This is a genomic window from Capnocytophaga sp. oral taxon 332 str. F0381 (assembly GCF_000318275.2).
GTDB classification, from domain to species: Bacteria; Bacteroidota; Bacteroidia; order Flavobacteriales; family Flavobacteriaceae; genus Capnocytophaga; species Capnocytophaga bilenii.
On the sequence record NZ_KB291246.1, the window covers coordinates 22,779 to 36,237 of the forward strand.

Below are 13,459 nucleotides of genomic sequence, written 5' to 3' on the forward strand. Positions count from 1 at the left end.
AAATAGTAAAAATTCTTACTTTTGTCCTTTCAAAACGCAAAGGTATAAAAAAAATATGAATTTCACACAATCTACAAACTATTATAGTAACGGAAAATTATTAATTACAGGTGAATACGCTGTGTTAAATGGGGCACTCAGCCTAGCACTCCCATCCTCATTAGGACAAAAATTAATTGTGCAACCCTCACAAAATGCCTTTTCTTGGGAAGCCTTTGATGCTGATGGAAAGTGCTGGTTTAATAGCTTATCTATCAATAGTAGAGAAGATGAAAAAGTACTACATACGTTACAAAATATACTCTCTACTGCAGCTACTCTCAACCCTCACTTTGCTAGTGTATATCCGCATTGTGCTGTGCAAACCTTGCTTACTTTTCCTCGCCACTGGGGATTAGGTACTTCTTCCACACTTATTAATAATATTGCCCAATGGGCTGAAGTAAATCCTTACGAACTACTTTTTAAAAGTTTTGGTGGTAGTGGCTATGATATAGCTTGTGCCAAAACTAATACGCCATTACTATATCGATTAAAAGATGGTAAGCCAGAAACCTTCCCTTTACGATTCCTTTTTCCACATACCGATAGCATTTATTTTGTGTACCTAAACAACAAGCAAAATAGTAAGGAAGGGATAACACACTACCGCAGTATACAAAAAAGCAAGCAGAAGTTAGCCGATAGTATTACACGTATCACCGAACGACTTGTATTAGTGTACACTATCAATGATTTTTGCTATCTTTTGGAGCAACACGAGCAACTCATCGGTGATTATTTGGGTATTTCTCCTATAAAAGAACGTTTATTCCCCGATTTTAATGGTACTATAAAAAGTTTAGGAGCTTGGGGAGGCGATTTTGTTTTAGCTATTTCAGAATATGAAGATATTCCTTCTTATTTTAACAAAAAAGGATACAATACTTGTATCCCCTATAAAGAATTAATAATCACTCCTAAAAAATAAATAGTACTACGCAAAAAACTTTTTACATATACCCTTCCAACGATAATTACGAGCATATTTACCTTCTTCTACTGATAAAAGATAAGGTTTATGTGCTCTTTTTGCTTGCCAATACCCCTTTAAATAACTTATCAGTAGCTTAAAATTTCGTTTTTTAAGAGCAAGTTTGCCCGCAGCAAGTAATGTAAGTATAAATCCATAACGCAGAGTATAAAACACCCCCCCTTGTAGATTATGTGCTTTGCTGTTATAACCTGCCCCTGTAGGGCGTAAATGTTTTACTTGTAATGTTTTATCTGTCAGTACTTTCCAACCATAATAGCGGCAGAGTAGTTCATCAGCTGTATCCCACCCCATAGCTTCTTTTAGTCCGCCGATAGCCTCAAAACAAGCCTTTCTATACGATTTTACAGCTCCGCGCAAATGATCTTTATTAGTAAGATTTTCCAGCACCCATTGTCCATTCTTCTCTATGTAACAAAATCCTCCAAACATTCCCAAAGTAGAATCGTTACTATACTGATGATTCATTACGTCTAAGTATTGGGGAGGAAAGATAAGATCGGCATCATATTTACAGATAACTTCTACTTCAGGTTTTAAATAGGGTAATCCTGCATTAAAAGTTTGCACAACTTTAGCACCAGGTAAGTGTACCCCTTTTTTATGTCGTTGCACCAAATGTACTATAGAATTTTTAGCAGCTATTTGTTGTACTTTCAACGCAGTATCATCTGTAGAACCATCATCTACTACTATTATTTGATAAGGAAGATAAGTTTGGTTAAGCAGAGATTCAAGAGTGAGGGTAATGCTATCAGCCTCGTTATAAGCAGGTATGATGATTCCAAAATTCATTGTTTGTTGTCAGTTTCTATAAGTCCATCTTTTAGTCTGATGATACGTTTAGCATAATTGGCGATATCCTCTTCGTGAGTCACTAAGATAACCGTGTTGCCTTTGCTGTAAATTTCATCAAAAAGATTCATTATTTCGTAGGAAGTTTTAGAGTCAAGATTTCCTGTAGGCTCATCAGCCAAGATAATAGAAGGATTATTTACCAAGGCGCGTGCTACTGCCACCCTTTGGCGTTGTCCTCCTGATAATTCATTAGGCTTGTGCAGCATACGATCTTCTAAGCCCACTAGGCTGAGTACTTCTTTTGCACGCTCGTGCCTTTTCTCTTTTTTTACCCCTGCATATACCATTGGTAGGGCTACATTATCTAAAGCTGTAGTTCGGGGCATTAGGTTAAAAGTTTGAAAAACAAACCCTATTTCTTTATTTCGAATATCGGCAAGCTCGCTATCACTCATTTTGCTCACATCTTTACCGTTGAGTATGTATTCGCCTGAAGTAGGCGTATCTAAACAACCTAAAATATTCATTAGGGTAGATTTTCCTGAACCTGACGGACCCATCAAGGCTACATATTCACCTTTTTCTATATTTAGATTGATCCCTTTTAGCACGTGTAGCACTTCTGCTCCTAATCTAAAATCGCGCTTTATATTCCTAACTTCTAATAAACTCATAGCTGTAACTAACTATTTGATAAAAATACCAATAACTTTTCAAAAGCCCTTCCTCTATGGCTTATGTTATTCTTCTCTTCTTGTGAAAGTTGCGCAAAGGTTTGAGTATAGCCTTCGGGTACAAAAATAGGGTCATAGCCAAAACCATTATTACCTATAGGTATTTGGCAAATACTACCTTTAGCAATTCCTTCAAAGGTATAAGTCTCTTTTCCTAAGCACAAAGCAATTACTGTCCTGAATTGGGCTTTGCGTTCAGGGTTGCGTTCCATTTGTTGTAAAAGTAGTGCTACATTATCTGCATCATTTTTCTGAGCTCCTGCATATCGTGCCGAATAAACCCCTGGTGCTCCATTTAGTGCTACCACTTCTAAGCCTGTATCATCAGCAAATACATCATAACCATATTTTTCTTTGATGTATTGTGCTTTCAATAAAGCATTTCCCTCAATAGTAGTAGCTGTTTCGGGTATATCCTCATTACAATTAATGTCCGTCAAGCTTAATAACTTGATGGTAGTGGGCAACAAGGCTTGTATTTCTTTTAGCTTGTGAGCATTGTGTGTAGCAAAAACTAAAGTCATTTTGTATTATTAATAAGAGCCCATTGCTGGGGTGTATTGATATTGGTAAAATCCAAAGTATCCTCATTAGGGTAAGCTATTACTTTGGCATTGAGTTCTTTGATAATCACTTGCATTTTCAGCATATCTTGATTTATATACATCTCTAAATTGGTTAAGAGTGCATAAGGGTAGTATCCCACCACAGGAAAGATTTTCTGTTGATAACTCAGTACTGTTATGTGCTGAGGGGTGACTTGCGAAAGCAGATATTGCAATACTTTAGGAGAAATAAAAGGCATATCGCAGCTGCATACTAAAATATCATCACGCAAGAATGCCAACGCCGAATAAATACCTCCTAAAGGACCTTTTTCGGTATAAATATCAGGAATTTGAGGGTAGGGGAGTACATTATAGGCAGTATCTTGTCCCGAAATATACACTTTGGGACATATAGTTGATAGTGTCTTGCCTATTTTGCTAATAAAAGTTTCACCTTGTAGCTGTAATAAAGCTTTATTTTCGCCCATACGGCTACTCTTTCCCCCCGCTAAGACGACTGCTTTCATCTGCTGAAAATTCTTTAAAGCAAGCAGCTACTTTTTTATAAAGAACTACCAACTTTTTACCCTCATCGGTAAGACGACTGCCTCCTCCATTTTTGCCTCCTGCTTCTTTTATTACCAATTCTACAGGTGAATTGTTATTCATATCACGTATGATACCCCAGGCACGGCGATAAGGTATTTTCAGCGTACGAGCTGCCTCTGAAAGAGAACCCAATAGGTCTATTTGTTCTAAAAGTTCAGCACGACCTGCGCCCACACGTAAGCCGTTATTGGTTTCAAACCATATATGTCCGTTAATTGTTAAATTCTCCATATTTTTACTTTTTGTCCGTTTGTTATTTTTGCTTCATTGGCAGGGAACTCTATAAAGCAGTTACACACAGGCAATGAATCTAATTTATAAGATTCTTGTGAAGGGAGTGCCATTACTTTCATTTTATCTACATAGCCTTTCATATAGAATGTTATTTCGGCTTTTTTCTTTTCTAAATCGTGAGTAATGAATGCATAATCCATTTCGCTTTGGAAGTTATTACGCCCATAGCAGCCCAAAATAAAAGGTTTTACATAGATATGGAATGAGGTAAATACAGATGCAGGATTCCCTGGTAAAGCAAATATACGTTTATCACCTAATGTACCAAAATAAAGTGGTTTTCCAGGTTTTTGTTGTATTTTATAAAAAACTTCTTTTACACCTATATTTTGCAATGCGCTGCGTACAAAATCATAATCACCTGTAGAGATTCCGCCTGAAAGGAGTAGTATATCTACTTCTTGCAAAGCTTTACGAATAGCCGTTTCTGTAGCTTCTTGGGTATCGGCTATGTGTTCTACTACTGCAAGTTCCTGATGTATTTCAGCCAAAGCAGCTTGCAAGGTATATGAGTTGGAATTATAAATTTTACCATCTTGAAGAGGGATACCAAGCTCTACAAGCTCATCACCTGTGTATAGTAAGCCTATACGAGGTTTAGAAAAAACAGTTACTTTATCAATACCCAAACTTGCCAAAAAGCTAATAGTACCAGCACTGATAGGTGTATTTTCGTGTATTGCTAAAGAACCCTTTTCGGTCTGCTCGCCCTTTTTACGGATATGAGCTCCGTATTTTACCTCAGCTTTATCAAAGGTAATTGTATCGCCATTGCGTGTTACTTTTTCTTGTATTACAATAGTATCAACCCCATTAGGAACGCGTGCCCCTGTAAAGATACGTATAGCCTCACCTGCTGCCAATGAAAAATCGGTAGTTTTACCAGCGGGTACTTCGCCTATTACTTGGAAAGAATCGTATTTCTCAAGGTCGGCAAAGCGGAAGCCATAACCGTCCATAGCTGAATTATCAAACGAAGGAATATCTATAGGCGCAAAAATATGCGATGCCAAATAAGCTCCTATAGCTTGTGTAATAGGCACTTCTACAGGTGTAGTTGTACGGATATGTGCCTCAATGAGGTTTTTTGCTGTACTTGCAGTAACCATTTCTTTGATGTTTAATATAATATTTTGCAAAAGTAGTGAAAATATGGCATATTACCAAACTACATAGCCAATTGTTTTTTTACTTCGGTAACTGTTTTCTCATAATCAATACCCAAGCCCTCTTGTTGAGATACTAATTCACCTTTTTTATTGAAAACACTAATGATATTGGAGTGAGAGAAATCTACAGGAGATATTTGCTTGTAATTAACAGCTAAAACTGCTGCAAACTCACGGGTTTGTTCTTCATTAGAACGCAAAAAGAGCCATTGGTCATCGTCCATATTGTTTTCTTTGGCAAAAGCTTTCAGGTGTTCTGGAGTATCGGTTTCGGGGTCTATGCTCACCAAGAGGTATTTTACTCCTTTGGCTGTTTTGGGTATTTGGGTATCAACCTGCTTGCGTATTTCACGCATATCCTTGATGAGTATAGGGCAAGCAGTTTTGCAAGAGGTATAAATCATTACTACTACCAGCACATTGCCTTTCAGTTCTTTAAGAGCTATATCGTCTCCGTTTTGGGTTGTCCATACTTCGGGGAGGTTATAGATAGAAAGGTCTGAAAAAGCGTTATTGTTTTCCTGAGTAGTTACTGTGGTGGTGGTAACTGTACTATTATTGGTAGTGCTAGGGCTGTTGCAACCTAAAGGTAATAGGCTACTTATCAATAAAAATAAAGGTATGTGCAATGCTTTCATAGATATTGAATTATGGTTATTTAAAATCTTTTTCTATAAGAGTAATAAGTTCTTCTTTCCCTTTAAAATTCACAAATGTTCCGTTCTTAAAATAAGATATATGCCCTGTTTCTTCTGAGACCACTATGGCGGTAGCATCTGTTTTTTCGGTAATAGAGACTGCAGCTCTGTGGCGTAGTCCGTAGCTTTTAGGCAAAGTATCTTCGGCAGCTATAGGAAGGATAACCCTTGTAGCGACAATTTTATTATCACGTATCACAATAGCACCATCGTGTAGCGGACTGTTTTTATAAAATATACTTTCTATAATAGGTTCTGAGAACTCCAAATTCATTTTATCTCCTGTTTCGGTTACAAAGTTTAGTGGCACGTTGCGTTCCAACACAATTAAAGCTCCTGTATGGCTACTGCCAAGTTTTTCGCATACATTCACTAAACTTTCTATATTTAGGAGTGTTTCTTTCTGTTTAAAAAATTTAAATATACTATGTAACTTATTACGTGCTGTAATATTGGTAGTACCTATAGTGAGCAAAAAGCGACGTATTTCCTGCTGAAATACAACTATTAAAGCAAATACGCCCACCCCAATAAACTGACCTAATATACTACTAAGCAGCTGCATTTGTAGGGCTTCGGTAATTTTCCACATTAGGTAAATCATTACAATTCCCATAAATATATTGATAGCTACAGTACCTTTTATAAGCCTATAAAGGTAGTATAACAATGATGCAAATAGCAGTATATCAATTACATCGGTAATGCTAAAGTTTAGAATATCAAATAATTTCATAGGCGTAGGGCATTGATGATAGCTACACACTCTTTAGCTTCTTTCACATCGTGGGCACGTAATATATGAGCTCCTTTCATAAGGGCAATTGTGTGTACTGAGGTAGTGGCATTGAGCGCTTCGGCAGGGGTAGTATCTAACAATTTATAAAGCATAGATTTACGGGAAACACCTACTAATAACGGGCATTCTAAACTGTGAAATGCTTCTAATTGTTTGAGCACTTGGTAATTTTGTTCTAAAGTTTTAGAAAAACCAAAGCCTACATCTACTATAAAATCGTTGATACCCCATTGCAAGGCTTTTGCTTTGCGTTCAGAGAAATAATAGAGCATATCGGTAATGATATTTTTGTATGAGGTGTGTTGCTGCTTAGTTTGAGGTGTACCTACCATATGCATTGCTATATAAGGCACTTGCCATTGAGCTACCAAAGGCAACATTTGTTCATCTAAAAGTCCTGCTGAAATATCATTTACAATAGCTGCCCCTTCTGACAGCGCTTGCTTGGCTACTTCGGCACGAAAGGTATCTACTGAGATACGTACTTGTGGGAAGTGCTGTACCAAACTGCGCACTAAAGGCACTACTCTTTTAAGCTCTTCTTCTTCAGATACCTCAGCTGCATTAGGACGTGTACTATAGCCACCTACATCTATAAAATCGGCACCTTGTAATAGCATTTCTTCAGCACGTGCTAAGGCATTATTTTCGGTAACGCGGCTACCTGCATAGAACGAATCGGGGGTATGATTGAGGATACCCATTACACGAGGGGTATGAAGAGAAAGCAATTCTCCTTTACAATTAATAGTCATTTTACTTTTATTTATAGGTACAAAGGTAGGTATTTATATTTATTTCCGCAATTTATTTTACAATTATTTCATTGCATTCATTGAAAATGATTTTATTCATTGTGAGCCATTCTCGTAAAATAGTATGAATGGCTTTTTGTGGATAGGGTAGTTGTTGCAAAACTTCATAAGGAGTAATGGGCTTTTGTAACAACAACTGCCAAAGGTCATTACGCAATTGTTGTTCGTCAATTTTAGGAGGGGCTTTTTTGGCTTCACAATTAGAACAAATACCACAAGGCTGAACATTAGTTTCGCCAAAATAGTGTAATAGTTGTACCGAGCGACAAGTGTTTTGGTCTGCTAAATACTTGTATACTTGCTCTTGCAGGGTAAGCTTAGTACGATTGTATTCTTTTACGTTTTTACTGATATAGTTAATAGTGCGATCGTCATCGCGAATTACACAAAAAGTAAGCTCTATATCGGCTTGTTCGTTTTTGAGTGTCCCCATACCATCGCGGTGTAGCTGTTGCAAATAATCTAAGAGCTGATAGTGTTCCAAATCGGTTCGTTCGGTAATTTTAGCGGTTTCAATCACTACAGGTTGGGTATAAATAAGGGGATAGGTACGCGCTAAATAAAACAAAAGAGCACTGAGATGCCTATGGGTGTGTATATAGTTCATCAGTAGCTTGGCATCGTTTAGCTGTAAGGTGACTTTATTGTGAAATTGTTGGTTTAGGTGTATTACTGAAAAACGGTCTAACACCAATAGAGCATTGTAGGCTTTGAGGGTAGGCAATTGGTAACGCTTACAAAATTCAGGAAAGAGGAAACTATAAGTTTGACCAGCACCTTGCCCAATAGCTATCTGAAAATAACTATTCAGTTTTTTATATAAATGCTTTAGAAAAGAAATATCTATAAGATAATCGTCTAATAGTTTTTTGGCAGTAGCGAGGTCGTTGGGGTTATAGATAAGAACGGCTTTGGCAGGCTTACCATCACGCCCAGCACGTCCTGCTTCTTGAAAATAGTCTTCTAAAGTAGAAGGGATATTCCAATGAACCACCAAACGTACATCGGGTTTATCAATTCCCATTCCGAAAGCATTAGTAGCTACCATTATACGGACTTTGTTTTGCAACCACAATTGTAGTCGTTTTTCTTTCTCTTCAGTAGTAAGTCCGCCGTGAAAGAAAGTAGCTGTAAAGCCTTCGGTATTGAGTATAGAAGAAAGATAACTTGTACCATTGCGGCTACGGAGATAAATAATCACACTTCCTTCATTTTTTCGCAAAAAAGAGAACAACAACGGCAATTTGTCATTACTTTGATATACATTATAGGCAATATTAGGGCGTTGTAGTGTAGTACTTATCACCTTGGCATTGGGGATATTGAGCAGTTGGCGTATATCTTGCTGTACTTTAGGCGTAGCCGAAGCAGTAAGAGCCAATAAAGGTACTTGAGGAAAATCAGTTTTGAGCGAGCCACATTGCAAATAAGCAGGGCGAAAGTCTTTCCCCCAATGAGACACACAATGAGCTTCGTCAATGACAATAAGGTTTAAAGGTAGGTTTTTAAGGAATTGTTGTACTGTGTGGTGTTGTAGCCTTTCGGGCGACATATATAGGAATTTGTACTGTCCATAAAGTGCATTGCCTAATAGGCGTTCTAAATCGGGAAGAGAGAGGTTACCTGCAAGCGAAAGTGCTTTGATATTGCGTTGGTTTAGCGCATTTACTTGGTCGGTCATAAGGGCTATGAGCGGAGAAATGACTAAGCAAATTCCTTCCAACAACATAGCAGGTACCTGAAAAGTGAGCGATTTACCTCCGCCTGTAGGCATCAGGGCGATGGTATCGTGCTTGTGGAGTACAGAGTTGATAATTTCTTCTTGTGGATAGCGAAAAGCCTCGTAGCCCCAATATTTTTTAAGTATCTGTAAAGGTGTTTGCATTAATCACTAATGTTGAAATACAGTGCGTGCTAACTGAGGAAAATCTATAAAAGGGTTGCGATTGCCTTGAGCCCCTTCTATCACGTTGTTGCGCTGGCGTTCAAAGTCGGATACGGGGTCTTCTTCGTTCCATTTCAGGAGCAAATCAAGTCCGCCAGTGCTAATATCTTCGTTTATTTCTTCGTTATAGCGCAAATTGAGGTAGAAAATCATACGGGCTACATCGCCTTTCCACTCATCACCAGGGTACCAAGCTTTGTGGTGTAACTTAGCAGCTCCTTTTCCTTCAGTAAAAGGGTGGTTGCTACGCCTTGTATTTACTTTTTTATCGCATACCCTCAAATGATGGAAGTCGGTAACTGCTTCGGTTACAATTTTAGAGCGCGGATAGATATGTTCTGTATTAAAAGTAGTGGGTTCATAGTTTTTGTTGCCTTCATATTCTTTCCAGAAGCGTTCTTCGCCCGTATATACCAACACTACGTTTTCGGGATGGGTAAGACTTGCATCGCACTTGTATAGGTACTTATGACGCTGTTTATAGGTGAGGAAGTGGGTATGCTTGCTAATGGTAAGCACTGCCAAATCGTCATAGAGTGGCTTGCCTGTTTTGGTAAAATCGATTTCTTTGTAATAAGATTTAAGCGTATCGGGCACTTTGATAGCCGTTTTAGCCGATTTTTGGGCTGACGAGCAAGCTACAAAAACGGTAAGAAAGAGTAAAAAGGTTAATTTTTTCATAATAAGGTTATTTTACGTTGATTTTAAAGCAAGATTCGTTGTTCAGGAAGCCTTCAAAAACATCGCCTTCGGTTACTTTGCCTACGCCTTTGGGTGTACCCGTAAAGATAAGGTCGCCTTTGCGAAGTGTAAAGTACTGAGAAGCTTCTGCTATAATTTGGTTGAAATTCCAAAGCATTTGGTTTGTATTTCCTATTTGGGCAAGTTGGTTATTTTTGTTCATACTAAAGCTGAGTGCATCGAGGTTGCCCAATGAATTTTTATCTATAAATTTTCCTATTACGGCAGAGCCGTCAAAAGCCTTGGCTCTTTCCCACGAGAGTCCGCTACTGGCTAATTGTTTTTGCAGGTCGCGTGCTGTAAAATCAATACCTACGGTAATTTCATCGTAGTATTTATGAGCGAATTTTTCGGCAATACACTTTCCGTTTTGGTTGATTTTGAGCACTATTTCGAGCTCATAATGAAGGTTTTGTGTAAAATCGGGGATATAGAAGGGTAGTTCGGGGTTGTGAACTGCTGTATCGGGTTTCATAAAGAGTACCATTGTTTTTGGTATTTCACCATCAAATTCTTTGATATGGTCGAGGTAATTTTTTCCTACACAAATGATTTTCATAGTATGATTATTATTTAGTTGTTAGTCTTTTTGGCTAGATAAGATAGTGATAGTTGCGCCAGCTCGGTGCGAGCCGCACAGGCTTCACATACTCGGCTGTGCCAGCTCGCCGACTTTCCTTCGTCACATACTCGGCTGCACCAGCTCGCCGACTTTCCTTCGCTTATCCTTCGCTTATCCTTCGCTCAACCTTCGCTCGAGGTTCGGTGGGAGAAGTGAGGTGCAAAGATAAAAATAAATTTTGTATTATGTTAGTCAATCTTAAAAAAAGTTGTATATTTGCACAAGTTTTATAAATATTAAAATAACATCAACTTAAAAACATTAGATCATATTATAATGAATAAAGAAGATATTTTGCAGGACTATAGTATTGCGGTAGTAAGTAGAGAATGTAGCTTGATGGGTAGGCGTGAGGTACTTACAGGCAAGGCTAAGTTCGGTATTTTTGGTGATGGTAAGGAGGTGCCGCAGGTGGCTATGGCTCGCGCTTTTAAAGATGGGGACTTCCGTAGTGGCTATTACCGCGACCAAACTTTTATGATGGCTATAGGGGTACATACCGTGACTCACTTTTTTGCGGGACTCTATGCTCACGCTGATATAGAAGCTGACCCCACTAGCGCAGGGCGACAAATGGGCGGGCACTTTACGACCCATAGCCTTGATGAGAATGGCAACTGGAAAGACCTACTAAAACAAAAAAACAGTGCTAGTGATATTTCTTGTACGGCAGGACAAATACCTCGTTTGTTAGGTTTGGCACAGGCTTCAAAAGTATATAGAGAATTGCCTATAGCACAAAGCGAGGGATTTTCTAACGAAGGTAACGAAGTAGCTTGGGGCACCATAGGCAATGCAAGTACCAGCGAAGGGCATTTTTTTGAAATGATAAATGCGGCAGGAGTGATGCAAGTACCGCTTGTAATGTCGGTATGGGACGATGAGTATGGTATTTCAGTTCCTAAAGAATACCACACTACCAAAGAAAGTATATCGGAAGTGCTAAAAGGCTTCCAGAGGGACAAAGACCACAAAGGAATAGAGATATTTGTAGCTAACGGCTGGGACTACCCTGCGCTATACGATATTTACCAAAAGGCTGCTAAAATAGCGCGCGAGCAACACACCCCCGTGCTTGTGCACGTAAAAGAGCTTACTCAGCCACAAGGGCACTCGACTTCGGGGTCGCACGAGCGTTACAAAAGTGCAGAGCGATTGCAATGGGAAAAAGATTTTGATTGTATTGCTAAGATGCGGGAGTGGATACTATCGGAAGATTATGCTACAGAAGAAGAACTAGACACTATAGAAGAAGAGGCTAAAAAACAAGTGCGTGCAGGAAGAAAAAAAGCGTGGGATGCTTATATCACTCCTATAGAAAACGAGCGCAAGGCACTTGTACAACTAATGAGTACTTTGCCTATAGCTGATGAGCATACTCAAGCTGCTGTAAAGAATGTTATAAACGAGCTGAACAGTGCTCCTACACTCTTGCGCAAAGTAGTGAGTAATGCTGCAAGAAAGGCACTGCGCTTAATAGTAAAAGAGAATGAAGCGGTTACAGCCCCACTACGCCAATGGATAACACAGTATTTGGAGAATAACGAACCTAAATACAGCAAATACCTTTACACTGAAAGCAACTATAGTGCTACTAAAGTGGATGAAGTGTTGCCTGAATATGACCCTACCGCAGAGCTGGTAGATGGACGTATCGTACTACGTGAAAACTTTGATGCTTTGCTTACAAAATATCCTAACTTACTAATATTTGGTGAAGATACAGGAAATATAGGCGATGTAAATCAAGGATTGGAAGGCTTACAAAAGAAACACGGAGCTATAAAAGTGGGCGATACGGGAATACGCGAAAGTACTATCATAGGGCAGGGGATAGGTATGGCAATGCGAGGATTGCGCCCTATAGCTGAAATACAATATTTGGACTATATACTTTATGGACTACAAACCCTTAGTGATGATTTGGCAACAATGCACTATCGCACCTTTGGGCGACAATCATCACCGCTGATTGTGCGCACTCGCGGACATCGCTTGGAAGGGATATGGCACGCCGGATCGCCTATGGGTGTATTACTACACGCCCTGAGAGGTATTTGTATCTTGACACCTCGCAATATGGTGAAAGCAGCTGGTTTTTACAATACATTATTGGAGTGCAACCAGCCTGCAGTGGTAATAGAATGCCTAAACGGCTACCGACTAAAAGAAGGCTTACCGCTGAACCTTACGGAGTTTAAAACACCAATAGGGGTAGTAGAAACCGTAAGAGAAGGGAAAGATATAACTGTAGTATCATACGGTTCTACCTTGCGTATTGTAAGTGAAGTAGCCGATGAGCTTTACGCTATGGGGATTGATATAGAGATTATAGATGTTCAATCATTAGCACCATTTGACCTTCGCCACGATATAGTGAAGAGTGTGCAAAAAACAAACCGATTATTGGTAGTAGATGAAGATATGCCAGGAGCGGCTTCTGCTTATATATTGCAAAAAATAGTAGAAGAACAGGGAGCTTATCAGTATTTGGATAGTGCTCCACAAACTTTGGCTGCGGGCAACCACCGTCCTGCTTATGCTACCGATGGGGATTATTTTTCTAAACCTAATGCTGATAGTATTATAGAGAAGATATACAGCATTATGCACGAGGCAAATCCTGCAAAATATCCGAGATTGCTATAAGCGTT

Annotated in this window: 14 protein-coding genes; 2 read left to right on the forward strand and 12 right to left on the reverse strand. The window is 38.9% G+C overall.

What is annotated here, in order from left to right; all coding sequences use genetic code 11:
• Positions 1-55 precede the first annotated feature (55 nt).
• Positions 56-970, forward strand: a complete 915-nt coding sequence (locus tag HMPREF9075_RS00145) for a GYDIA family GHMP kinase (protein WP_009414549.1) — start codon at positions 56-58, stop codon at positions 968-970.
• A 6-nt stretch (positions 971-976) separates the two neighbouring features.
• On the opposite strand, the gene HMPREF9075_RS00150 is transcribed toward HMPREF9075_RS00145, so the two are convergent.
• Genes HMPREF9075_RS00150 through HMPREF9075_RS00205 form a run of 12 tightly spaced genes read right to left on the reverse strand, consistent with a single transcriptional unit; the run spans position 977 to position 10,742 of the window.
• Complete coding sequence (locus HMPREF9075_RS00150) at positions 977-1,828, reverse strand: glycosyltransferase family 2 protein (RefSeq protein ID WP_009414550.1); 852 nt, start codon at positions 1,826-1,828, stop codon at positions 977-979.
• A complete protein-coding gene (locus tag HMPREF9075_RS00155; protein WP_009414551.1) occupies positions 1,825-2,505 on the reverse strand; it encodes an ABC transporter ATP-binding protein in 681 nt (226 codons plus the stop codon). The genes HMPREF9075_RS00150 and HMPREF9075_RS00155 overlap by 4 nt, the downstream gene beginning before the upstream one ends.
• An 8-nt stretch (positions 2,506-2,513) precedes the next feature.
• Positions 2,514-3,089, reverse strand: coding sequence for a non-canonical purine NTP diphosphatase (locus tag HMPREF9075_RS00160; RefSeq protein ID WP_009414552.1), 576 nt, complete (start codon positions 3,087-3,089; stop codon positions 2,514-2,516).
• A complete protein-coding gene (locus HMPREF9075_RS00165; RefSeq protein WP_034556404.1) occupies positions 3,086-3,640 on the reverse strand; it encodes a molybdenum cofactor guanylyltransferase in 555 nt (184 codons plus the stop codon). Before HMPREF9075_RS00165 ends, HMPREF9075_RS00160 begins: the two co-directional genes overlap by 4 nt.
• A complete protein-coding gene (locus HMPREF9075_RS00170) occupies positions 3,606-3,953 on the reverse strand; it encodes a winged helix-turn-helix domain-containing protein (protein WP_009414554.1) in 348 nt (115 codons plus the stop codon). The genes HMPREF9075_RS00165 and HMPREF9075_RS00170 overlap by 35 nt, the downstream gene beginning before the upstream one ends.
• Entirely contained in the window at positions 3,941-5,125 is a 1,185-nt protein-coding gene (gene glp, locus HMPREF9075_RS00175) for a gephyrin-like molybdotransferase Glp (protein ID WP_009414555.1), read from the reverse strand. Before glp ends, HMPREF9075_RS00170 begins: the two co-directional genes overlap by 13 nt.
• Positions 5,126-5,184: 59 nt before the next feature.
• The gene (locus HMPREF9075_RS00180; RefSeq protein ID WP_009414556.1) at positions 5,185-5,823 is read right to left on the reverse strand and encodes an SCO family protein; all 639 of its coding nucleotides are present in this window, start codon (positions 5,821-5,823) and stop codon (positions 5,185-5,187) included.
• Positions 5,824-5,839: 16 nt separating this feature from the next.
• Positions 5,840-6,619, reverse strand: coding sequence for a diadenylate cyclase CdaA (gene cdaA / locus HMPREF9075_RS00185; protein WP_009414557.1), 780 nt, complete (start codon positions 6,617-6,619; stop codon positions 5,840-5,842).
• Positions 6,616-7,437 (reverse strand): dihydropteroate synthase, encoded by an 822-nt coding sequence (gene folP / locus HMPREF9075_RS00190; RefSeq protein ID WP_009414558.1) that lies wholly within the window; start codon positions 7,435-7,437, stop codon positions 6,616-6,618. Before folP ends, cdaA begins: the two co-directional genes overlap by 4 nt.
• A gap of 52 nt (positions 7,438-7,489) precedes the next feature.
• Positions 7,490-9,382 (reverse strand): ATP-dependent DNA helicase RecQ, encoded by a 1,893-nt coding sequence (locus HMPREF9075_RS00195; protein ID WP_009414559.1) that lies wholly within the window; start codon positions 9,380-9,382, stop codon positions 7,490-7,492.
• 6 nt (positions 9,383-9,388) lie between these two features.
• A complete protein-coding gene (locus tag HMPREF9075_RS00200; protein ID WP_009414560.1) occupies positions 9,389-10,123 on the reverse strand; it encodes an endonuclease I family protein in 735 nt (244 codons plus the stop codon).
• Between the two features lie 7 nt (positions 10,124-10,130).
• Positions 10,131-10,742, reverse strand: a complete 612-nt coding sequence (locus HMPREF9075_RS00205; protein WP_009414561.1) for a fumarylacetoacetate hydrolase family protein — start codon at positions 10,740-10,742, stop codon at positions 10,131-10,133.
• 339 nt (positions 10,743-11,081) lie between these two features.
• Here HMPREF9075_RS00205 and HMPREF9075_RS00210 point away from each other — a divergent pair, with 339 nt between their 5' ends.
• Positions 11,082-13,454: a thiamine pyrophosphate-dependent enzyme gene (locus tag HMPREF9075_RS00210; protein ID WP_009414563.1), complete on the forward strand. Its 2,373-nt coding sequence runs from the start codon at positions 11,082-11,084 to the stop codon at positions 13,452-13,454.
• Positions 13,455-13,459: the final 5 nt, after the last annotated feature.